This window comes from Vibrio sp. 10N.222.51.C5, from assembly GCF_041474575.1.
Classification (GTDB): domain Bacteria; phylum Pseudomonadota; class Gammaproteobacteria; order Enterobacterales; family Vibrionaceae; genus Vibrio; species Vibrio crassostreae_C.
Window position 1 is genome coordinate 215,146 of record NZ_JBFRUJ010000015.1, and the last position, 21,551, is coordinate 236,696.

Here is a 21,551-nt window from a genome sequence, read left to right on the forward strand (position 1 = left end):
TACAGATAGAGCTTTCTTCAACCAAATTCTTGGATAACCTATACTCAAAGGTAAACAAATGAAACTATACATTCCGAGCGCCACGCTCAGTGTTTTGTTACTTTCTCCGAGTTTCGCGAGTGCCGAAGATATACCTGATTCACACGAATTGCGTAATTTCTCGATGCGTTCACAAAGCTCTGGGATAGCCCCACCGCAAGAAGTACTCGGCGTTTATGTTGTCAATTCTGGTCCTGGTCTGGATACCGGTTGTACCTATGCTTCTGGCGGACCTCTACTTATCTCTTTACCTGTTCCTATGGTTGTCAGCCCCAACGTTTTACAAAGTGACGGGAGAATTGCCCCAAGTAAACTGGGCGATATGCAGCAAAAAGGCGTTCTCGGTTCTAACGCAAGGATTAGCATGCCGGTCTTCGACATAGACTCCAATGCCAACGTCAGTAATATTGCTCCAGAAATAGATATCGTATCTTTTAACGGAAAGTCTTTAGGTACGCTGCAAGGCGCTGATAACCGTTGGACGGATACTAACCTTCAAGTCGATATCAGTGATATCAAGTTCGGCCAAAACAATGAGATTCGCGTCGATATTGATACTGGCAATACGGGAGACAACTGGTGTATGTCTGTCGATTGGGTCTCAATCGAGTTTGATGTTGCCATTCCTGTGATTCTTGCTCATGGCATTGCTGCACAATCAGACACTTGGGATGATGATACGGCTCCAGGCGTGCTTTCTACACTTGATGACTATGGCATTCGTTATACTCGTTTCTCTGCTGACAAAAATGGAACCACAGCGACTAACGCTAATATCTTGAACAACAAAATTCAGGGTTTTCTCGATGAGTTGAAATCCGACAAAGTTCACGTCATTGCACACAGTAAAGGCGGGCTAGATACCCAAAACCTCAAAGCACTTAGCCCTTCCTTTGAGATAACCTCCCTTTCTACTTTCTCCACACCTCACCTTGGTAGCGTCGCAGCAGATTTGTCGGTGATAAAAATGGACCACTACGCCGATATCTACAGTAACGTCAGTACCGATCCAAATAATTACGCTGGCAAGTACATGCAACTCCCAAATATTCCGTTTGCGGGTCCTAAAATGCCTGGTATCCGTGATCTAACAACGGATACAGCATCAAACGCGATCCAAATGCGTACTCGCGGCAATATTGCAAATACATTTTCTATTGGGGCAAATGCCGATCTCAACCAAGACGGTGTTATTGAGAAAGATCCTGATATCGTTGGCCTATTCCCGTGGGGATCGCGTTGGGCAGGCGTTACCGCTTGGCAGGCGCTAAGAAGCTTTAGTTCTGCGGCCTACCTCGATACTCAAACTCAATCGGTCACAATGCCAAGTGTGCATGGACCACAAGCTCATCCAATCACCATAGTCAGTTACCAAGCCATTCAAACAGTACCGCAAGAAAATGATGTTGTTGTGACCTTGGCAAGCGCTAACCCAAGTTATACCAATGCATTGGGTAACGTATTGGCTAACCACTCAACAATGAAAACGGGACAAAACGTTGAACGTTTTCTACAACAAATTATTTCAATGCGCTAAGGAGTGGCCACAATGAAATTCATCAAGCAATTAGTGATGGTGTTCAGTCTTTTCTGTACCTTCATCACACCGGCTATCGCCAGTAATGCAATACCCGTTGGGATGAGTACAAGCACGACACTATCTCAACCAGTGACTAGTAACGATAACGAAGTCACAATGCTATTTACCATCGACAAAGCGGAAGCCCTAAAAGCAGAAATCATCGTGCCGTTGGATGATGCAACCGTATATTTAGTCAAGCCTAACGGGCAAGTCGCAACATCATCCAATGATGTGCAAGCGAACATACTTTCAGGTGACACACAAAGTCCGCCGCTACCGGGCAGCTATTTATTTTTGCCTGAAGTAACTAACCCTGAACCTGGCGAATGGAAGATCGTCGTTGATTTTCCAAACCCAAGTTACAACACAGTAATTATTGCTCAGGTTGCGATCCAATCCCCTATTGCGTTTGGCATGGCGATAGCTGCAAACCAATTTGTGGTCGGTGAACCAGTTCCCGTTTCTGCATTACTGACAAACAAAGGGAATCCAATCACAGGTGCCCAAACCAGCGCAGTGATCATTGATGAAGCTGGAATAAAAACACGCCTGACGCTTAAAGATGAGGGTGTCAATTTCGATGCTATTGCTAAAGATGGTGTCTACAGCAATATTTTCGTTCCACCCGCTGAAGGGGATTATCTAATTGAAGGCATAACGTCTTTTGAAGAATATGGAACAACTATCACTCGCCAGACAAGTAAAAAAATCCACGTACTACCCTCTGACATTGAATTTGTCAGCCTCTCACTCGCTCCACTGTTTTCCTCTGAAGGCTGTGTTATTGCCTTAGAGCAGCGCTTGGAACTTGATGTTAAATCCGCGGGGGATTTTGCCATTCATGGTTACCTCACCGATGGAATTGACGAGCTCAACACAAGCAAACGTCTGCAACTCAAACCTGCGAAGCAAATCGTCACTCTACAGTACTCAACTGAAGATATTTTTGGCGCGTTTGATTCAGCGTCTACTTTGACCTCCAACCCGACGATCATCTACGCAATCACTCAAGATGACATACGAATTTCAGCCCCTCGAATTCAGTTTGAAGAATTTATTGATTTAGCATCTTTTGAGCGTTGCCGCGAACCGATTGAAGTCACGGGGAGTTTAGTCACCACACCGACTATGTCGCAAGATGGAACCTACATTGATTCGCTTAGTTTTGAGTTTCCTATCCATGTTACGCGCAGTGGAACTTACACAGGTTCGGTAAATATCGTTGGTGCAGCCGGAGAGTATTTAGAGCTAGTGAGTTTCCAAGAACCGCTTGAGGCTGGCGAAAACACCATCAAGTTTACCGTTCCTGGTGACACGTTTAAGCAAGCCGATGGTCCTTATGAACTGAACGCACTGCTAATCTACAGTGGCGTTGACTCCTATCGACAAGGAGTTCTCGGTCAAACTCCACCATACCAAGCCTCTGATTTCAGTCCGCCAGTGAATGTGACCCTCCCCTCTAACCTATTCGGTTTGGAAAGAGAAAACTGGCAAGCAACCCCGGCAACACAAGTCACGCAACATCGTGTCGGTGGTTACTTGAGAGCGGGGGCTTCAATCCCATACGACTACGAAACACTAGCGAGTTTTGACTTAAGTGAGGTTCGAGGGAAAATTAAACAGGCAACGCTTATTGTTGATTTCGGAGATTCAACTCTTCAATTTCCATTCAACAATGTAACTGCGCATATCGTTAATCAAACTTGGTCTCCAAACACACTGGATTACGACACGTTCTGTGAGTCTTTTACAATATGTGCAGCATGGAGTAATCCACTCACTACATTCAACAACGTAGAAGCCGGTCAAACGCTTAGGTTTACCAACTCTAAACTATTAGAAGCATTAAATGAGAAGAGAGTGTCTGGGTTGAACAAACTAGATATTGCTCTTACCTCTTCTCCCTATGAAAGAAGTTTCTTCATTAACGTTAAGCAGGTGTCATTATTCATCGAGTACTGATCCTAAAACTGAAATAGAATAAGGCCATGCCCAAGGTATCGCTTTGGGCATGGCCTCTCAGAGTGAACAGTGATGAACTTTGCAAGCTTCATATGTTTATTCTGTTAGAGCAGACTATGCCAGCCCCTCAACAGTAGTGATAAAGCACGCTAATCACTATAGACTCCATCAACCAACAAAATGAGATCGAAGTTTTATCCAAAAAGGCCAGTAGTCCCAACAACCGGGTGACTCCACAGATCTATCCATCCCATCACCAATTTTTTAGGTGACTTTAAAGATGCCCCTACACTAGTCTGATAGCTAAAGTTAGAATAGACCCGTTAAGTATCATCGATTTACAAAACAGAGCCAAAATATCTAAATAAAAACAGTGAGAAGCGATACAATAATCAAGTTGCAAAATTGCAGCGTGGGACACCTGCCCACTGACAGCCCATTCACAGAGAACCATAAAGTAGCCTCACATGTCTAAAGAACCCGGTTTCACTACAGAATACAAACTCGACAAGACGTTTTTCGCGGAGTGTTATGATCAAACTAGCCTTACGACTCAATTTCCAAAAGCCTACTTAAAAGGAATACTGTTTCTTATTTTTGGTGTGGTTCTACTGGAATTTGAACTATTACCTAACGGCTATGTTGGCTGGTTCTTTATTGTTTTGAGTGTGATTGAAGCATTCAGTGTGTACTGCAAAAGAACCTGGTGGTTATGGCGACAAAAAATCAGCTCAGGCGCAGGCAGCAAAATCGTCTTTCAAGGTGACGCTAACGGAGTAAGTTACAAAAACCACAAAGCGACCAACACCATCGCGTGGAGTGACATCGACCAACTTGAGCAGACCGATCTTGGTTTTATCCTGCATATCGGTAAACAGCGCCAATATGTGAGTAAATCTTGTTTAAACGATGAAGCTATTGCCTTCATGATTGAACACCACGCCGCATCAAAAGCGAAATAACACCAATAAATACCTGCTGATTTAGCAGGCATTTTTCTATCACTTTTAATTCTACGTATCGAATTACCGGACAATAACAATGAATACCGTGTACCAAATCAGTGATTGCCACCTTTCCGATGAATCCAGCTATGAGAACCTGCGCAGAGCACTGGAATACGTCAACAAAGACACGGCATGCAAGACCATCTTTCTGACTGGTGATATTTGTTGTAACCCAAAGTATGGCGACTACGTTCGATTAGAGGCATTCATTAGGCAACACATTAGCGACCAATCCATTTACGTGATTGCGGGTAATCATGATGACTCTCGCTTAATGCGCACAGAGCTAAAAGGCTCGACGATTTATGTCACCGACAAAGCCACCATCGGTGAACGAGAGTTTGTGTTCCTAGACTCAAGCTTCAAGCCGCTAGACAGCCGCCACCCACTTGGTTCAGGGCGTATTGATAACCGCGGCATGGCTCAGCTAAAACAACAATTGAGAAAGGCCAATGATCCTATCGTGGTTGTTCACCACCCTGTCATTCAAGTCGGTGCAGATTGGATGAAAGCGATCCGCCTAGAGAACGATACTGATGTGATGAAAGTGCTTCGAAAATATCGCGTTCGTGACGTGTTCTGCGGTCATGGCCATGATGAAATAACAGCGACACAGCAAGGCATAACTCAATATATGGCCCCGTCGACAGCCTATGGCTTTGACCACTCGATCAATGAATACAATCGCAGCGAGAAGATAGGATTAAGTCGAATCTCGTTCTGTACTGATTCCATCAACTACCAAGCTGTCTATTTTTGAACCCTATCTTACTGTCTTAAACCTCATAGATTAGCTTTCAAATAAACCAAACTATATAGAGCTATGCCAATAGAAGAGGCTTGCGGCGATTCAATTTATCAATCTGTGATTGAAGCCCACAACCCAACTTCCACAACGGGTCAACGTTCAGTAGAAGAAATTACCTGGTTAGCACTGATGACTGTAAAACAAATGCACGATTTAGTTCGGCGCAATCTCGAAAACGAAGAGCTCGAAAACTAAAAGTTTGAAAAAGAATTATCTAGAAAACAGAAAGCTTGAAAGCTGAATACGTAGGATTATCGCCCCACTCTCACAAGTGACCAGAGCCTTGCAAACGTTATTACCCTAAGGTTTGCTAGCAAGGTCTTGGTGATTGATAATAAAAGCAATATAGGCGCAAGTTAGCGCTTTTTTATCACCTAGGTTTATATTGAGGCTATATGGAAATCAAAGTACTAAAAAGCTTTGTGGCTGTCGCGACACATTGCAGTTTTTCAAAAGCTGCAAAAGAGTTAAATACCGTTCAACCTGCCATTAGCCGCCATATCACAAGCCTTGAACACGAACTTGGAGTGAGCCTATTTTTCCGTACATCTCGCGAAGTCGTCATTAGCGCCGCAGGGCAGCACTTACTTAAAGATGCGATTAGACTCATCGAACAAACGGAACAAGCAAAACAGTCCGCGATTCGAGCTTCTTCTGGTTGTATTGGTACTTTAACTATTGGTTATCTTGGAGGCGCAACTCTGAGCTTTTTGCCTCGTTTAGTTCGACAGTATATTGCTGAAAACCCCAATATTGATGTTGATCTTGTTGAGATGACGGCTTCTGAACAGATCGAAGCTCTGGACAAACGAGAGATCGATATTAGCTTCTCTCGCCCACTGCCGAACCTGCTTGTTGATGATTACACCTCGGTGACGATTTATACAGATAAGCTTGTTGCTGTTTTGCCCGTCACCCACGAGTTGGCTAAATACTCCACCATTCAAATGAAACAACTGCAGCAAGACCCTTTCATCTTATTTGAACGTGAACAAGCGGTAGGATTATTTGACTCCATCATTACTCAATGTGACCTATCTGGATTCTCTCCAAATATAAAAAAACAACCCAACAACATGCAAACCGTGTTAACCCAAGTCTCTTCTGGCTTAGGTGTATCTATCGCACCGCATGCAATTCGTGATTTACGCAGTGAGGGATGTGTATTTGTTAATCTTGAATCTGTGGACGTACAAATGCCATTAGTGATGACACACCATTCGCATACTCTATCCCCTACAGCCAGTGTCTTTGTTGCTGTCGTACAGAGTGAAATTGAGGCGATTCAACAAAACATGGCTTAGAAAGTTATCTATACCATATTCGTATAGAATTTAAATCAAATGGTTATTTTTGTTATTCAATCGCTAACCTTAGACTTAGCTCATCGAAATCATTCATTAAAACGATGAACCAAAGTTAAGGTGTCACCATGTCAAAATTGACTACAGAAGTGTTGAGCACAGGACGTTTATTACTGATGTCGAGCGCAGTCTCGGCAACTGCTGCAAACCTTTATTATAACCAACCCATCTTACCTAAGATCGGCGCAGAGCTAGGGTTAACAAGCGAACAGCTAGGCGCAGTGCCAGCTGCCGGTCAGATTGGTTATGCCGTGGCATTGCTATTCTTATCGCCCTTAGGAGACACGTTACCCCGCAGACGCCTAATAGCGATCTTGTCTGTCATGTTGGTGTTGTCATCTTTTGTCGCGTTTACTGCATCTAGCTTAGTGGCTCTGGTTGTTGCGTGTTTTGCGATTGGTTTGAGTGCCAACATCACTCAGCAGCTGATTCCATTTGCAGCGTCACTAAGTACTCCAGAAACGAAAGGAAAAGTCATTGGCACATTAATGACAGGCCTAACTGTGGGCATCTTGCTTTCGCGTACACTCAGTGGGTTCATCGGTGAGCAGTTTGGGTGGCGCGCGGTATTTATGATGTCAGCAATTATTGCGATGGTCTTTGGTGTGTTGCTGTATGCCTTTTTACCGACGAACACGCCGACAACGAAAATACCTTACCTTAAACTGGTTGCGAGCATGGCCACGTTAATCAAGCAGCATGCGACACTGCGTACTTCCGCTTTAACTGGCGCGCTTTGGTTTGCTTCGTTCAATGCGCTGTGGGCGACGTTAGCTCTGCATGTCAGTGAATCTCCGTTTAACTACAATGCACAACAGGCAGGAATGTTTGGTGTTATTGCTCTTGCTGGAGTCATTGGAGCAAAAGTTTCAGGGTCACTGGTGAGCAAGTTTGGCTCTCGAAACATGATCAGTATGGCGTTAGTTATTATTACTGCTGGTTTTATTATATCGGGGCTTTTCGCTGACACATTGGCTGGATTGATCGTCGGCATCATTCTCATCGACCTTGGGGTATTTAGCGCTCAAGTATCGAACCAAGTACGCGTATTCTCAATTGACCCACAAGCTCAAAGTCGTATCAACGGAATCTATATGCTTGGCTACTATCTCGGTGGTGCGTTTGGTTCATTTGTGGGAATTCAGGTATTTGAACGTGCGGGTTGGATTGGTGTTGTGGGCTTTAGTATTGCAGTCGTGATATTGAGTTTTATCGTTAACCGTTCAAATAAGCAATAAGTCACCTCGTCTTAATTCTTGAACTTACCAATATGCACAACGGATATTCACTCTGTAATTGATAGCAAATTACCACCCAGTGATTTGCTATCGTTCTAGATCTAATAAGGCAGTAGTAACTCTACTCTCTCAAGTTTTGAATATCATGATTCTCAAACAAGCTTTCCCGCCTAGAGCGCTGTTATGCCTTTGCGAGATGATCTTGGTCTATTCGTATCATTTAGACGACTGAGTTCCGAGGCTTTGAGTATGAATAAACTGTTTTTAATCTTATTGGTTTTTCTTTTGTCCGGATGCGGAACAAGTGATAGTGCTTTGATTGAGAGTGGTCACAACACCTCTTACATACAAGGTTTTCATGACGGTAGGCATAGCGGCATGCAAGAAAGCGGCAATAGCTTCGAAAACTACATAAAAGATGGAAAGCGTTTTGAATCAGACAGTGACTACAAGCAAGGCTGGATCGCGGGTGAATCTGAGGGGAAAAAACTACAAGCAGAAGCAACAGCGATCGGTAAAGGTGCCGCTGCTGGTTATCCTCAAAAATCGACAACGACAGATTTAGATGAAGTAGCAAAAGACACCTTAAAAGGCGTCGATACATCGGGTTTAGAGAATCTAAAATAAAAGTATAACAAAGCCAAGGTCGGGCTCTGGAACAACTCGCACCTTGGCATTAGCTTCTTCCTTTATAGCGCCATAATTGCGCCTTCTGTTACTTCTAGGATCGAGGCTCGAAGTATTCTCGTTGTGACAATCTGTATCTTAGCCCTCTGTGCAAACAATTCAGGGGAAAAGCACGATAACAGAGAAGCAAAGTGCCTGTTGAACCTGACCCTGTTCATCAACATTCTCTATATGGCAATTCGGGGCGTACTTGCTCATACCAAAGGAACGAACTCGAACTATTACCTGATATCAGATATTCATAAATTGTCTTTCGTTATCATGACAATCACAATTGTTAGCCTCGCATTTTCAGTGTTTTGGATCTTAACTGATCGTTTGTTGAAGCAGACCTATCGTTCATCGATCACTGATGAACAAACCGGCCTTTATAACCGTAGAGGCCTAGCAGAACTGATACCCAAGCTTGTTCAACCAGGCCGAGAGAGTGACATTTCTGTACTGATGGCCGACCTAGATCACTTCAAAAAAATTAATGATACCTATGGTCATGACAAGGGAGATGATGTGATTAAGCACTTTGGTAAAATTCTTGAAGATACATGCCGCACAAGCGATTTCTGTTTTCGCTATGGTGGAGAAGAGTTTGTTGTCATGTTACCTAGAGCGAATAAAGTTCAAGCAATGCAGATAGCTGAAAGAATAAGAAACCACGCAAAACACAACTCCAATCAAGAGCTCTCTTCTGGCACGTATACTGTCAGCATTGGAGTGACTCAAGCTCTCATAAACGATGACTGGAATTCATTAATTAAAAGAGCGGATAACGCCCTCTACGACGCAAAATCTCAAGGGCGCGATTGCATTGTTGAGCGTTAAGGCGAGTTGTAAAACAGTGTAAATATTCTTCCATCACCAAACATGTTGGCTAAGATTCAAGAAGTTAAACACACACAACAAGTAAGGTTAGCAAGGATGCGCATTTTTCGGTTTGTTTTAGCGATAGCATTATTGGCGTCGTCGTCCGTAGTGATGGCAAAAGATAGCGACATGATTCGTGATATCACTCGGGAGCAAGTCGATGAAAAAGCGCTTACCGATGCAATCGCTTCAAGAACATTGTCTTGGCTAACGGGAAGCTCATCTAATAATGACTATATGTCTGTTGGTCGTATGGCTAACTATTTTGGTTTTGTTGGCTTGCGCGTGGCAAGTGGACATAGCCTTTCTCGAAGCCAAGTTGCCAAGCAAACTTTATCTGTCCTCGACTCTCAGCAACGAAACACTTTGCTAGCGTTGCTTGAACAACAAAAAGCTCCTTTTGAGCAAGTTGCAAAAAGTCGATTTGCCATGAACAGAGCATTAGAAGGGTTATTAATCGGAGAGAGCATCTCGGAAAAAGAATTCCTCGAACTTGGGCAGCGCTATGGTCAGCATGAAGCCCAACTCGGCGAAATAATCGCTGAAGCCTTTGGCAAGATTATCCAAACTTTAACGGAAGAACAGAACCAGCAGCTCGACGCTATTCGACATGCTCACCTCAACGGAAAAGGTCAAGAGCTAGCAAAAGGTAACTCTAAGCCAAAGATTAAACTCAATAAAAATGACAAAAAAGAGCTAACCAACCTCGCCGCTCGCTTCTTAAGCTGGTCTACAGGTAGTGAAGCGTTTAATGACTTCGAGGTAGTGGGAAAACCTAGCCAGCACTTTGGTTTTGTAAGCTTAAGAATGGCTTCTAATCACGGGGTTAAACGAGGCCAAGTATCTAAAGAGGTAATGTCATTGCTCACTGCAGATCAACGAAAGGTATTGGAACAGGCTGCCAAAAGCAATATTGATGAGTTTAATCGTTTTATCGAGCAACGCGGAAAGCTAATGCGCAACTTAGAAGTCGCACAAAATGGTCAATCGATTGAGACCGAAAATGTACTCAGATATGGTCGTGAGGTCGGAAAGGTTGAAGCCAGCATGACCTGGAGCCAAGCGATGGCCATGCTCAAAGTACGAGCATCATTAACAGATGAACAGTCTCAATCTCTACTCAGTATTCGCAACAAATATACCGCAGTTGGCGATCAAAACTTACCGAAAAATAGTGTAGAGCAAGGTCGCCAGCTTTACTCACAATGTAGCTTGTGTCATTCAGACAGCTCGACCACTGCTCCCAATTTGAATTCAATTGTTGGTCGTAAAGTGGCTTCAGATGACAGCTATAACAACTACTCTAAAGCCATCCTCGATTTTTCTGGCAGCCATAAGGTTTGGACGGAACCCTTGCTAAAGCAATTTATTGCATCACCTAAAACTCTGATTCCAGGCACATATATGGGGTTCTCAGGCTTGCGAAATACTCAGGATCAACAAGCGTTAGTCGACTATCTAAGTTCGTTAAATTAGCTGTTTGGGGCGAATTCAAAGAGCCAAACTCATTGAAGAACCGATAGCGAATACGCCAATGTGTGCGGCGTATTCGCTTAACTATTTTGGCGGTAAGTGAAGGTCTTTGACACTCACCACTCATAAGCCGTTAACCGAGCCATACCCTTAAAGCGACTCTAGAACTTCCCGCCGTTTACCCATTCTGCTTTTGGTGGCACGGGCTCTTGGTTTACCCATATCTCTTTAATTTGACCGCCCTCAACTCGGAAAAGATCAAAACGCGCAACCTCGAGACCATGCTCAATAACTCGGCTGTAAGCTGCTACGAAGTTACCTTGACCGACAATCTTAAACACATGGTCATAGCCACCAATATAGCTATCTAAAGGGCTCACATCTGAGGCTTGATAAACGGCTAGCTCCTCGTGCTGGAGGTATTTTGATAGCTTGTCTTTCTGCCCTAGTACCATGACATCACATAAAAAATCACGGATAAGGTTTTTATTCTCTTCTGTTTTATCTAGGTCAGTGTGATTGATTGGCCCTTGCAGCCGACCTTCCCCTTCCGTCGGTTGATCTTCGAAGGCAGAGATCACATCCCAATGTTCAATAATTTTATCGTCATTATCGGTATCGAATAGATCCGTAGTCACCCACTTATATTCGCCATTATTAATATCTTGGAATGCTTGAACAAACACGAATTGGCCATCGACGATTGAGCGTATGATCTTTATGTCTCTAACAGGGCAGCGTTTTAAGAACGGTTCGAAGAACTCAACAAAACCATCAATACCGTTGCGTACCCCAGTGCTATGTTGAGTATAACGTTGACCGGTGTACTTCGTTACCGCCTCTAATGCATGACCATCTCGGATACCTTCCATATACAGATTAGTCGCATTCGCTAGCTTATTGCTCATAAATAGTTTCTCCAAACTTAATAGTGCCAAAGTACGTTATTTGGCTCGTACACTGAAACTCAGAACTAGATTGTCTCAGGTGTCCTTTTAACTGTCGGATTGTTGAATAGGCTCTTCGCGTCGCTATTCAAAACCAAGTTAAGCTCGATATACCTCTGTAGAATATCGAGCTTTTACAACCTAATTGGTCACTGTGGTTACTGTTTGGCGTGATAAGCTTTAGATACTGCGTAGCTATCCTCAAACCAGTTCCAACTCTTCACTTTGCCATCTTCAACCTGAACTCGAACCGCCCAGCTGAATTTACCCGTGTCTACACCAGATTCATTCGCAATGGCACTCATGCTGCCCATGAATACTGCTTGGTCGCCGTTTACAAAACTATAGTCTGTTGACCAGCTTGTGACTTTCAAACCTGCGCCAAATAGAGGAAAGAAAGTGTTGAGCACTTTTTCTTTTGACTCCCAGTTACCGATCCAAGGGATGTCGGCGTCACCTTCGTTGTGCCAGACAAAATCATCGGCCATTAATGACTCGAGTTTTGCCATATCACCTGAGCCTGCCGCCCATAAGAATGCTTGAGCCGTTTCTAGTGTCTTTGCTGAATCGACTGCTTTTGTTTCATCTGCAAAGGCTGGAGTGAATTGAAAGAAAGCCAGAAGACTCGCTAGACCGATAAGTAGATTTTTCTTTAACATTTTCTTTCTCCTGATTGTCAATTTTGAAGCTCAATGCGTGGGAGATTAAAAGTGCCATCAGTGCATGCTTTGAACTTCAGTTCTGTTTGTTGCCTTGTTGAGATAACTATAGCTGTGCTAAATTTTTGGTAAACTCACTAATTGAACACGTTGGATATGCGCAAATGCACAACATAAGATGGGATGACCTACAATATGTTCTAACAGTGGCGAATGAAGGATCCCTGTCGGCCGCGGCAAGAGCACTTGGTGTAAACCACAGCACCGTTTTACGTCGTATTGACACCTTTGAGTATCGTCACAAATTACGAATTTTCCACAAACTTCCTACCGGATACAAACTAACGGTTGAAGGACAAAAGCTTCTGGAGTCAGCTCTCGCTATCGAATCCACAGTAAGAGAATTGGAACACAAGGTTTTTGGACGGGAATTGAAGCTAGAAGGTACGCTAAGAATAACGACGACCGATGCGTTATCTCGCCTCATTCTGGGTACTCATTTGGCTGCTTTTCATCGGCTTTATCCAAAAATTCAGTTAGAACTCAGCCTCACATCTCGTCAATTGGATATTTCACACCTAGATGCAGATATCGCGATTCGCCCGGCAAATGAGTTGCCAGCCCATTTAGTTGGGACCAAGTTAAGTAAAATTGCCTTTGGTGTTTACGGATCGCCAGAATATATAAATGGCCTTAAGAGTAAGCACCCCTTAAAGTCTGCATCTTGGTTAATGATGCATAGAGGCAGTGCTTCGCTACAGGTTTCTGAACTGATTTCGGAAGACAAAATTGTCATGAAAGCCGACTCTTTTGAGCCCCTGATCATCGCGGCTGAAAATCAGATGGGGTTAGCCTACTTACCCTGCTTTTTAGGTAACAGTAAGGGAACTCTGCAAAGAGTAGATATGGAAGTGATGCACCAAAATACAGACCTATGGATGATGACTCATAAAGATTTAGAAGATTCAGCCAAAGTAAAAGCATTTTTTAATTTTATGAAAGGCGCAATCAAATCAGACCATAATCGGTTGGCCGGATTTGATTATTAGCGAACGAGTGCCGGCTCTTCACCATTAGGCTTACGAACAAAATGACACAAAGCCCACAGCACAAACAAAGTCACAGTCAGCTCCCAAGCGCGTAGGAAGGTACTTTCCAACCCTAAATTGCTACTGGTCATGTACAACTGAATCGGCAGCATAGTCGCCAATAACGCATCGGCATGAATGTCTCTGGCTGAACCTTTCGCTTTGGCCATTGATGCGGTGATCATAAAGGCAAATAAACCCAACACTATGGTGTAGTAACCGAATGTAGATTGATGCCCTGCCATCAACAAGGTGAACACCACGGCGAATGCACAGCCGCCCACTTGAGTTTGAAAACGGCGGTCAACCACGTCGATAAAGCTTTTGTGTGTGGTTTGGGTTGCAGCAGCAATCACTGGCACCATGCAGAACGTTGCAGAGATAATGTCGACAATCATCAAGAATGCCAAACCAAGACCAATCAACGCGAGTGAAATTGCTCTGCTCTCAAATGTGACAGGCTGTTCTTTAAATACAGGAGGCTTGTTTCCTTGCTCAACAGGGAACAGAGCCACCATGGTTTTTGCTACTACCATGGTAATCAACATGGATACCAAAATTTCATGAATACGCATCGGCATATCCATGGTGGTATGCTGAGCAAACACCACAATCAAAATCCAGTTGAAGGTTGGCATCAACATTTTACCTTTCTTCGCTGGCGTAGTGGCTCGACGGCGCATAAAGTCGAAGAAGAACAGGCTGATGGTCCACACCACAAACGGATGCTGTGAAAATACCTCAGTCACCACCAACGCTGTACTTGCTGCCAATAAAGTGGGTGCCAAGGTACGGATCAGACCAAGCCAAGAGTAATCTTTATTCTTGGTCATGATGATGGTTGGATACAACGCCAGATAAACGGGAGAGTCTAGGTTTAGTAGCTTTCCCAACACCATACAAATCGTCACAGTAAGTGCGACACGCAGCGCTTCATTACGTTGAGAATGACCCTGTGCGGTGTTTTCGAATGTCCACATAGTCATCTCCTACTAATAGATGTAGCGAAATGTTGAAACCAAGTGAATCCAAGCCGAGCCAATAACGTGCATTATTGGGTTACCGCTTTCAACAATCACACTCGCTCGTGAACCTGAGATCATCGAAGGATCCAGTTCGTTAACTGTAATGCGGGTACGTACTTTCTGTTGCTCACGGATCCAACGCGTATCATTAGTCACGCTAGACAGCTTGCCATTGGCATTATTGGTGTCGTAAATCGCACGCTCTTGGCTACTCACTTCACCCGTAAAGACTTTGCCCGGTAGCGCATCAAAAGAGACCAAAACTTCGCGGCCATTAGTAAGCTTATCAATGCCTTTCTCATTGAAGTCTGCACTGATCCACGCATGAGCTTCGTCCACCAGCAGCAATGATGAAGTGCCTTGAGTGATATAACTGCCCGATTGCAATTGTAAGTTGGTCACGACACCTTCCGTTTGCGCGACGACTTGAGTGTGGCCTAAATCCAGTTCCGCACTGGCAAGTTTTGCTTCTGCTAATTCAATGGCCGCTGTGCGGTCTTGGGTCGATAACTCAACCTCAATGCGTTTCACTTCCGCGTTCGCAGCTTCAACCGCACTACTCGCAACTTGTGTATTGGTGATTGCATCATCAAGATCTTGTTCAGTCGCAAGCCCTTTGTTACGCAGTTTTTGGTTACGTGCGAGTTTCTGTTTCGCGTTGTGATATTCGAATTCTCGTTGGCTTTGTGTTTGTTTCGCTGCTGCTAATTGCTGCCATTTCGCTGAGTCAGAATCACGCGCTTGATGCAGTTCGGCTTGCGCTTGTGCCACTTTCAATTGGTAGCTACTGGCATCGATAGCAAATAATGGTTGACCTTTTTCAACCAACTCGCCATTACTAACCATGACGTCGGTAATTACGCCGGACACTTCTGGCGCAATGGTCGCCACGTTACGATACAAAGTCGCTTGAGTGGTGAAAGGGGAAACATTATCTGAGGTGACTAAAAAAGCGGAGAACAATGCTGCCGCTGAAAAAACAGTGTAAATTGCGTATCTATAAAAATTTTCGTTCATGTTTGTGCCTAGTTTTCATTCGTTATAAAGCGCCGCGCTCACGGCTTATTCAATCCTCTTTTCTACGAAAACTAGGTTATAACCATTCACAATTGGAAAATAGAGCCAATAAAAGAAGTGTGGATTCCACATTTGGAAAGGTTTATGATTTGTACCGATTTCGCTCGATGGTTGAGCGAAAAGGTCAGATAAGGGTGTATTGAAACGTTAGAAGACTGAATCAAGGTGAGCTTAAGAGGAGTTTAACAGTGGAACCTCACACACAAACCCAAGTTACTTCCCTTGATCCTGTAAGTGCTCAATGAAAGCCGGAACCTTTTTCGCTATGTGCTTTCTTGATGCATAAAAAGCGTATAGAACTAAATCTTCAGGTTGATATTCAAGTTCTATGATCTCTAGTTCGCCTGTCTCGATCTCGTGACGACAGAGTTCTTTAGGAAGTATCGCAAAGCCCAAACCAACCAATGCGCCAGCTTTAGCAAGTTGTCCACTATTCACTTTAAACGCAGATTTTACTCTTTGAGTAATCACCTCACTTGTTTCGTTCTTAAATACCCATGGCGTTCCGTTTAGTGCGGTAAAGCTATTAATACACGGTACATGTTTCAAATCCGTAATCTTAAAAGGCTTGGAAGATGTGCGAAGAAGTTTGGGGGAAGCCACAACAACGCTAGACCAACGTTTAATCTCTTTCGCTATCCAATTGTTATCCTCAAGTTTCCCTCGATGAAAACTCAGAATAACGTCAAATCCATCGAGCAAGTCCTCTTTAGGGCTGATGCTTGTATCGCAACACAATGAAATAGATGGGTATTTGGTGCAGAATGAAACAACGGCTTGAGCGAGTTCCTGTGAATCAGGCATTAGAACATTGAGCTGCCCCACCACATGACGTGAGTGCTGCGTTACCTCCGTAAGCGCTTCGTTAAGCTTGTCCAATAAAGGCTGAGTACGTAAATAAAGATGCTCGCCTGCTTCTGTCGGGGCTATACGGCGCGTCGTTCTATCGAACAATCGAGCATCTAACCGCTCTTCTAATAAAGCAATGTGACGACTTACATTTGAGGTCGGTAAACACAAAAACTCCGCCGCTCTTTTAAAGCTATTGTTCTCATAAACACAGTGAAAACTTTTTAGCCATTGTTGGTCAATCTTCTCAAGCATTCCCATTAACCTCATCCATATCAATAATCCGCCGACACCAACAATCCCACCAAATAGGATTATAAAGCCAATTTTAAGCACTTTATTACCAAAAACAGGCTTATACAATGCTCATCATTAAAGTGAACTGGATAAGGTTTCCAATGAGTTGGTTAGAAAAGCTATTAGATAAGAAGAATATAATAAGTACCCGTAAAGCTTCTATTCCTGAAGGGGTATGGACCAAGTGCTCTGCGTGTGATCAAGTCTTATACCGATTAGCCCTTAGAGAAAACCTGGAGGTCTGCCCAAAGTGTGATCATCACATGAGGATGACAGCACGCTGTCGTTTAGACAGCTTCTTGGATAAAGGAGTGATGACTGAAATTGGTAGCCAACATGAACCACAAGACTTACTCAATTTTAAGGATCAGAAACGCTACAAAGAACGTATCGCACTTGCTCAAAAAAGCACGGGCGAAAAAGATGCCCTAGTCGCTGCAAAAGGAGAACTTTTGGGACTTCCGGTAGTGGCGTGTGCTTTCGAATTTTCTTTTATGGCAGGTTCAATGAGTAGCGTTGTTGGGGCTCGCTTTGTTGACGCGGTTAACTCAGCCATTGAGGCTAATTGTGGATTAGTCTGTTTTTCGGCTTGTGGTGGAGCTCGCATGCAAGAATCGCTAATGGCATTAATGCAGATGGCCAAAACCAGTGCTGCGTTAAAGCGACTATCCGATGCAAAGCTCCCTTATATATCCGTGTTAACCGACCAAACCTTTGGTGGAGTCTCGGCAAGTATAGCTATGCTCGGTGACATCAATATAGGTGAACCTAAAGCGCGAATTGGTTTTGCCGGTCGCAGGGTGATAGAACAAACAGTACGTGAAAAATTACCTGACGATTTTCAGCAGAGTGAGTTCCTACTCGAGCATGGTGCTTTAGACATGATTGTTGATAGACGTGAGATGCGCGCCCGAGTGGCCAAGCTAATCGCAATGATGACCAACACTCAGATTCAAGTTGATCATTAAAAACCTCCCCCTCTAGCTCCCCCTCAAATGACCAACAACGATCTCTTTAGATTAACGAGCGAGGGGGAGAACATTCTTTATCGCTGAACATACCCGTACCCAGTTACATTCCATTAGATTACTGAATTTGAACTAGCTTCTTATGGTTAAAATGCCTATTGTACAAACCATAAAATTATAAAGACTCGCGGCCTTTGCCGCAGAGACTCTCCATTTAAAGCGAAAAGACTTACTATGAATTTTGATATCAATGCACTGAAACATCACCAACTGGTCGAAGATGGTCAATTAGAAGGGTGTTACATTCATCAGCCTGTGCAAGGCAGTCAGCCAGATGACAAAGCCGTTTTAGAAGAGCGCCAAGCGCTGGAAAGCCAAGGATATAAGGTGGTTCAGGTTAAAGCGAAAGGCGGAACAACTACGTTTGCCGAGGCTATGCAAGAGCTTGCGAAAAAGACAGGCCACCAGCCAAAATAGTAAGTGACTTGGTAAACCAATATGGTCACTAGGTTCTATATCAAGAAAGCACCCTACCGACTACTGAGTCAGCAGGGTGCTTTTTTATTGACGGCCTTTTAACTGACTAATCTTGTTAACTTTTCTTACTGAGCTAAGTTACCGACCTAAGTTACTGACTCAGCTCACTGAACTTCGGCAAGCTTTTCACAAACCTCTGGTGTACATCCATATAAGTTTGCATATAGATTTCATCGATATTGTCACTACTCGGGAAGCTGGATGAGAAATCTACGTGGTTGCGGTCGATAGACAATTTAGCGGCCTCGACAATATGAGCGATGAACATTCTAGGATCTTCCAAGCCGATAGAGATACGCATTGTGGTCGGTTTGATGCCTGTTTCATTAAGCGCTTCATCACTGAGTTCTGAATGCGTAGTCAGGGCTGGGCACAGCGCCACGGTGTTGGTTTGCCCTAAGCTCACTTGCATGCCGATTGCTGGCTCAAGCATGTCGAAGAACTGTTTGAATCCATCTCGATTGATTGGCGCACGATCGCCGTTACCTTCCATATCGATTGTGAAAAGCGCCGCTGGCAAACCCAAGTACATGTTGTTCTGGCAGTGTTCATAGTTGTCACTGTCTGGCAAAGCAGGACACGATACGTTGATGTCAGGGTGAGCATCAAAGATCTTCGCGAGAGTCAGTGTATTAATCGTTTTTTGCACCACTCGCATCTCATACGTTTTCATACCATTGAGCACTTCAAACGCTTTGTCTGCGTCTAGGAATGCGCCCTTAATGTAGTACACATTCCAAAACAGCGTTTCGTTCCATGGAATGGTGACCTCATCGCCGTTGGACTTGGTGAAAGTGACCTCCTCTCCTTTTGGAATAAACATGGTCTCGTTGCGGCCAATCACAACTCCAGCGGTTGTGGTGCCAGAACCCGCCAGTTCTTTGGTGTAGGAGTGAATCACATAATCTGGTCTTTCCATCACATCGTCACGTTTTAGTACTGGGTGCAACAATGGTGTACCCACTGTTGAGTCAACAATCACATCCCAACCACGAGAGTGACCAGCTTTACTGATGCTAGCAACATCCAACACGTATCCATGCGGGTTACACGGTGACTCTAGGTAAACGTAGATTTTCTTACCTGCAGCGATGCGATCTGCGTATTTATCAGCAACCTCATCAAGGCGCGTCGCAAACTCATCACCGGAGTAACCATCCACCCACTCTACCGCGACATTTAGGTTAGACGGTTTCCCAAACCAATCTTCCAACAACTGGTAAGAACCGCCATAGATATTACGTGAAGCCAAGACTATGTCTTCATGTCCAAGTAAATGGCTCAACAATCCATCAATGGCCGCCATACCCGAATTAAAGTTCCATGCGAGGTATTCGTTGGCTCTAGAGCCTGCCTCAATATCAACCATATGGTTAGCCAGTGAAATCGAGGTTGGGTTAAGCAGTCGAGAATAAATATCGTGCAGCGGTTCTTTACCGTTGAACGCATCTTCAATCCATTCTGTACAGGCAAATAAATAGGTCGCAGTGCGCGTAATAACCGGGCTTGCCGAGAAGATAGCCGCCACATTATCGAAGATAGGATACGCGCCTTTAGACGCAAAGTTGCCATTATTGGTGGCAATGGATTGGTAAGTGGCACGCATCGGGTTTTGCAGGTTATCGAGGATCTTAGCGATCTGGAATGACAGGAAACGTTTGGCGTTAAACCAGGCGATTCGGTCACTCTTGTCGAGTTCTGAAAGTCCATCAACGGTCAATGCCCAAAGGTCGTGAGTCTTGGTATTGGCTTTGTACAGCGTCGTCGCCAGTTCGATAAGCGTGACGCCGTAATCACTGTTTGGATCGATACCAAAGTGCTTTGCTTGCTCAATCGCAAGGGCTTCTGCTTGTTCGTGTTTGGTGGTTTTACGCAGCGGGCTAAGTTGAGTTGAAGTATTCATAATTCCTAAGTCATTCCATGCTTGTTGTTCCTCCTTTAATTTTAGTTTTGTACTGATGTTAAAAATTGCTATTTGCGAAGTAAGACATACACTTTGAGCAATAATATTGCCAAACTAAACTCAATATTGATGGAATATGCCAATGGACGAGATCGACAAGAAAATACTGGCTGAACTGCAAAGCAACGCTCGGCTCACCAATCAAGAGTTGGCCGATCGAGTGGCGCTGTCGCCCTCTCCTTGCTTACGTCGAGTTCGAGCATTAGAGAAACAGGGGATTATTCGCGGCTATCACGCCAGTGTCGACCAAGAAGCATGTGGCTTACCTGTGAATGTGTTTGTGTTGGTGAAACTTGAAAAGCCGACAGAAGAGAACATGCGAGACTTTGAACAGCACATCGAAGTGATTGACGAGGTGTTAGAGTGCTTTCTAATGACGGGCAATCACGACTACCTATTGCATGTAGTCAGTGAATCACTCAAAAGCTACGAGCAGTTCATCCGTAAGCAATTAACTCGCCTACCCAATATCGCTTCTATAGAATCGAGCTTCGCCTTTGGTCAAGTAAAAACTAAGACCAAGTTGCCAGTGAGATAATTAGAAACGACTTAGTTGAACTGTGCAGAAGGCATTGGATAGTCATCTCCAATCATACAGACAAGTGCGCCACCAAAAGCTTTTTCGTAACGTATATTTCCTGTCGCATCTGAGCTTTCTATGCTCGAACTGCCGTCCACAATCTGATTAATTTCTTGTGCGACTTTTGTTGGTACCCACCAGATACAAGCTGCAACAGAGCAAGTGGATGATGACGATTCGCAACCTGTCTCGGAGCTTCCTCTTATCCAAAGACTATCCTTTTCCTTAAGCAGTAATTGCGTTGCTATGTAATCTGGGTGGTCGATGTACTGATCGCCACCTATCCATGTATCTTCATAAGGTAGGTACGGCCCTTTCCATGTGGATAAGCCCGGATTTGCAATTAAGTGATTGATGTTTAAGTAGCCGAAGTTCGTATCGGTATCGGAAGCAATAGGAGGCAGATAGCCATTATCACGAGAATATTGCTCAGCGGCATCCAAAACAGTATTCAGTTGGCCGATTAGAAATTTTGCCTCGTCGACACGGGACATACGGTTCCCGAACTGGTTGTAGATAAAAAAAGGTTCATCGCGGCTT

21 protein-coding genes are annotated in these 21,551 nt (G+C 44.1%); 14 read left to right on the plus strand and 7 right to left on the minus strand.

Annotated elements, in window-relative coordinates:
• The first annotated feature begins 58 nt into the window (after positions 1-58).
• The 10 genes from AB4558_RS06165 (at position 59) to AB4558_RS06210 (ending at position 11,024) form a co-directional block, all read left to right on the plus strand.
• Positions 59-1,576: an esterase/lipase family protein gene (locus tag AB4558_RS06165; RefSeq protein ID WP_372158352.1), complete on the plus strand. Its 1,518-nt coding sequence runs from the start codon at positions 59-61 to the stop codon at positions 1,574-1,576.
• 12 nt (positions 1,577-1,588) lie between these two features.
• Complete coding sequence (locus AB4558_RS06170) at positions 1,589-3,583, plus strand: choice-of-anchor X domain-containing protein (RefSeq protein ID WP_050645342.1); 1,995 nt, start codon at positions 1,589-1,591, stop codon at positions 3,581-3,583.
• 467 nt (positions 3,584-4,050) lie between these two features.
• Entirely contained in the window at positions 4,051-4,545 is a 495-nt protein-coding gene (locus tag AB4558_RS06175) for a YcxB family protein (RefSeq protein WP_372115178.1), read from the plus strand.
• Positions 4,546-4,624: 79 nt separating this feature from the next.
• Positions 4,625-5,350: a metallophosphoesterase gene (locus tag AB4558_RS06180; RefSeq protein WP_372073996.1), complete on the plus strand. Its 726-nt coding sequence runs from the start codon at positions 4,625-4,627 to the stop codon at positions 5,348-5,350.
• Between the two features lie 63 nt (positions 5,351-5,413).
• Positions 5,414-5,593 (plus strand): hypothetical protein, encoded by a 180-nt coding sequence (locus AB4558_RS06185; protein ID WP_017059095.1) that lies wholly within the window; start codon positions 5,414-5,416, stop codon positions 5,591-5,593.
• A 200-nt stretch (positions 5,594-5,793) separates the two neighbouring features.
• Positions 5,794-6,702, plus strand: coding sequence for a LysR family transcriptional regulator (locus AB4558_RS06190; RefSeq protein ID WP_102333226.1), 909 nt, complete (start codon positions 5,794-5,796; stop codon positions 6,700-6,702).
• Between the two features lie 128 nt (positions 6,703-6,830).
• Positions 6,831-8,000, plus strand: coding sequence for an MFS transporter (locus AB4558_RS06195; RefSeq protein WP_102333225.1), 1,170 nt, complete (start codon positions 6,831-6,833; stop codon positions 7,998-8,000).
• A 249-nt stretch (positions 8,001-8,249) separates the two neighbouring features.
• Positions 8,250-8,627, plus strand: a complete 378-nt coding sequence (locus tag AB4558_RS06200; RefSeq protein ID WP_244916968.1) for a hypothetical protein — start codon at positions 8,250-8,252, stop codon at positions 8,625-8,627.
• Positions 8,628-8,948: 321 nt separating this feature from the next.
• Positions 8,949-9,506: a GGDEF domain-containing protein gene (locus AB4558_RS06205; protein WP_372158357.1), complete on the plus strand. Its 558-nt coding sequence runs from the start codon at positions 8,949-8,951 to the stop codon at positions 9,504-9,506.
• Positions 9,507-9,602: 96 nt separating this feature from the next.
• A complete protein-coding gene (locus AB4558_RS06210; protein ID WP_372073992.1) occupies positions 9,603-11,024 on the plus strand; it encodes a hypothetical protein in 1,422 nt (473 codons plus the stop codon).
• 158 nt (positions 11,025-11,182) lie between these two features.
• Here AB4558_RS06210 and AB4558_RS06215 read toward each other — a convergent pair whose 3' ends face one another.
• The gene (locus AB4558_RS06215) at positions 11,183-11,929 is read right to left on the minus strand and encodes a nuclear transport factor 2 family protein (protein WP_372073990.1); all 747 of its coding nucleotides are present in this window, start codon (positions 11,927-11,929) and stop codon (positions 11,183-11,185) included.
• Between the two features lie 197 nt (positions 11,930-12,126).
• Complete coding sequence (locus AB4558_RS06220) at positions 12,127-12,627, minus strand: nuclear transport factor 2 family protein (protein WP_017068568.1); 501 nt, start codon at positions 12,625-12,627, stop codon at positions 12,127-12,129.
• 164 nt (positions 12,628-12,791) lie between these two features.
• On the opposite strand from AB4558_RS06220, the gene AB4558_RS06225 reads away from it, so the two are divergent.
• Positions 12,792-13,676 carry a LysR family transcriptional regulator gene (locus tag AB4558_RS06225; RefSeq protein ID WP_372073988.1) on the plus strand — a complete coding sequence of 295 codons (885 nt, stop codon included), beginning with the start codon at positions 12,792-12,794 and terminating at the stop codon, positions 13,674-13,676.
• On the opposite strand, the gene AB4558_RS06230 is transcribed toward AB4558_RS06225, so the two are convergent.
• From AB4558_RS06230 to AB4558_RS06240, 3 genes are all read right to left on the minus strand, one after another.
• Complete coding sequence (locus AB4558_RS06230) at positions 13,673-14,695, minus strand: DUF2955 domain-containing protein (protein ID WP_372073986.1); 1,023 nt, start codon at positions 14,693-14,695, stop codon at positions 13,673-13,675. The genes AB4558_RS06225 and AB4558_RS06230 overlap by 4 nt on opposite strands.
• Before the next feature lie 12 nt (positions 14,696-14,707).
• On the minus strand, positions 14,708-15,757 hold the full coding sequence (locus AB4558_RS06235) for an HlyD family secretion protein (RefSeq protein WP_102428604.1): 1,050 nt from the start codon (positions 15,755-15,757) through the stop codon (positions 14,708-14,710).
• Between the two features lie 273 nt (positions 15,758-16,030).
• Positions 16,031-16,927, minus strand: coding sequence for a LysR family transcriptional regulator (locus AB4558_RS06240; RefSeq protein WP_372074108.1), 897 nt, complete (start codon positions 16,925-16,927; stop codon positions 16,031-16,033).
• 137 nt (positions 16,928-17,064) lie between these two features.
• Here AB4558_RS06240 and accD point away from each other — a divergent pair, with 137 nt between their 5' ends.
• Complete coding sequence (gene accD, locus AB4558_RS06245; RefSeq protein WP_372073984.1) at positions 17,065-17,931, plus strand: acetyl-CoA carboxylase, carboxyltransferase subunit beta; 867 nt, start codon at positions 17,065-17,067, stop codon at positions 17,929-17,931.
• A gap of 234 nt (positions 17,932-18,165) precedes the next feature.
• Positions 18,166-18,408 carry a hypothetical protein gene (locus AB4558_RS06250; RefSeq protein ID WP_048611711.1) on the plus strand — a complete coding sequence of 81 codons (243 nt, stop codon included), beginning with the start codon at positions 18,166-18,168 and terminating at the stop codon, positions 18,406-18,408.
• A gap of 151 nt (positions 18,409-18,559) precedes the next feature.
• On the opposite strand, the gene AB4558_RS06255 is transcribed toward AB4558_RS06250, so the two are convergent.
• Complete coding sequence (locus tag AB4558_RS06255; protein ID WP_372073983.1) at positions 18,560-20,371, minus strand: PLP-dependent transferase; 1,812 nt, start codon at positions 20,369-20,371, stop codon at positions 18,560-18,562.
• 142 nt (positions 20,372-20,513) lie between these two features.
• On the opposite strand from AB4558_RS06255, the gene AB4558_RS06260 reads away from it, so the two are divergent.
• Positions 20,514-20,969, plus strand: coding sequence for an Lrp/AsnC family transcriptional regulator (locus AB4558_RS06260; protein ID WP_012604166.1), 456 nt, complete (start codon positions 20,514-20,516; stop codon positions 20,967-20,969).
• An 11-nt stretch (positions 20,970-20,980) separates the two neighbouring features.
• On the opposite strand, the gene AB4558_RS06265 is transcribed toward AB4558_RS06260, so the two are convergent.
• On the minus strand, positions 20,981-21,529 hold the full coding sequence (locus AB4558_RS06265) for a type II secretion system protein (protein WP_372158369.1): 549 nt from the start codon (positions 21,527-21,529) through the stop codon (positions 20,981-20,983).
• Positions 21,530-21,551: the final 22 nt, after the last annotated feature.

Excerpts from the sequence above, each read along its gene's own strand:
- AB4558_RS06165 (WP_372158352.1), top strand. The coding sequence starts at position 59 with ATGAAACTATACATTCCGAGCGCCACGCTCAGTGTTTTGTTACTTTCT.
- AB4558_RS06170 (WP_050645342.1), top strand. The coding sequence starts at position 1,589 with ATGAAATTCATCAAGCAATTAGTGATGGTGTTCAGTCTTTTCTGTACC.
- AB4558_RS06175 (WP_372115178.1), top strand. The coding sequence starts at position 4,051 with ATGTCTAAAGAACCCGGTTTCACTACAGAATACAAACTCGACAAGACG.
- AB4558_RS06180 (WP_372073996.1), top strand. The coding sequence starts at position 4,625 with ATGAATACCGTGTACCAAATCAGTGATTGCCACCTTTCCGATGAATCC.
- AB4558_RS06185 (WP_017059095.1), top strand. The coding sequence starts at position 5,414 with ATGCCAATAGAAGAGGCTTGCGGCGATTCAATTTATCAATCTGTGATT.
- AB4558_RS06190 (WP_102333226.1), top strand. The coding sequence starts at position 5,794 with ATGGAAATCAAAGTACTAAAAAGCTTTGTGGCTGTCGCGACACATTGC.
- AB4558_RS06195 (WP_102333225.1), top strand. The coding sequence starts at position 6,831 with ATGTCAAAATTGACTACAGAAGTGTTGAGCACAGGACGTTTATTACTG.
- AB4558_RS06200 (WP_244916968.1), top strand. The coding sequence starts at position 8,250 with ATGAATAAACTGTTTTTAATCTTATTGGTTTTTCTTTTGTCCGGATGC.
- AB4558_RS06205 (WP_372158357.1), top strand. The coding sequence starts at position 8,949 with ATGACAATCACAATTGTTAGCCTCGCATTTTCAGTGTTTTGGATCTTA.
- AB4558_RS06210 (WP_372073992.1), top strand. The coding sequence starts at position 9,603 with ATGCGCATTTTTCGGTTTGTTTTAGCGATAGCATTATTGGCGTCGTCG.
- AB4558_RS06215 (WP_372073990.1), bottom strand. The coding sequence starts at position 11,929 with ATGAGCAATAAGCTAGCGAATGCGACTAATCTGTATATGGAAGGTATC.
- AB4558_RS06220 (WP_017068568.1), bottom strand. The coding sequence starts at position 12,627 with ATGTTAAAGAAAAATCTACTTATCGGTCTAGCGAGTCTTCTGGCTTTC.
- AB4558_RS06225 (WP_372073988.1), top strand. The coding sequence starts at position 12,792 with ATGCACAACATAAGATGGGATGACCTACAATATGTTCTAACAGTGGCG.
- AB4558_RS06230 (WP_372073986.1), bottom strand. The coding sequence starts at position 14,695 with ATGTGGACATTCGAAAACACCGCACAGGGTCATTCTCAACGTAATGAA.
- AB4558_RS06235 (WP_102428604.1), bottom strand. The coding sequence starts at position 15,757 with ATGAACGAAAATTTTTATAGATACGCAATTTACACTGTTTTTTCAGCG.
- AB4558_RS06240 (WP_372074108.1), bottom strand. The coding sequence starts at position 16,927 with ATGGGAATGCTTGAGAAGATTGACCAACAATGGCTAAAAAGTTTTCAC.
- accD (WP_372073984.1), top strand. The coding sequence starts at position 17,065 with ATGAGTTGGTTAGAAAAGCTATTAGATAAGAAGAATATAATAAGTACC.
- AB4558_RS06250 (WP_048611711.1), top strand. The coding sequence starts at position 18,166 with ATGAATTTTGATATCAATGCACTGAAACATCACCAACTGGTCGAAGAT.
- AB4558_RS06255 (WP_372073983.1), bottom strand. The coding sequence starts at position 20,371 with ATGAATACTTCAACTCAACTTAGCCCGCTGCGTAAAACCACCAAACAC.
- AB4558_RS06260 (WP_012604166.1), top strand. The coding sequence starts at position 20,514 with ATGGACGAGATCGACAAGAAAATACTGGCTGAACTGCAAAGCAACGCT.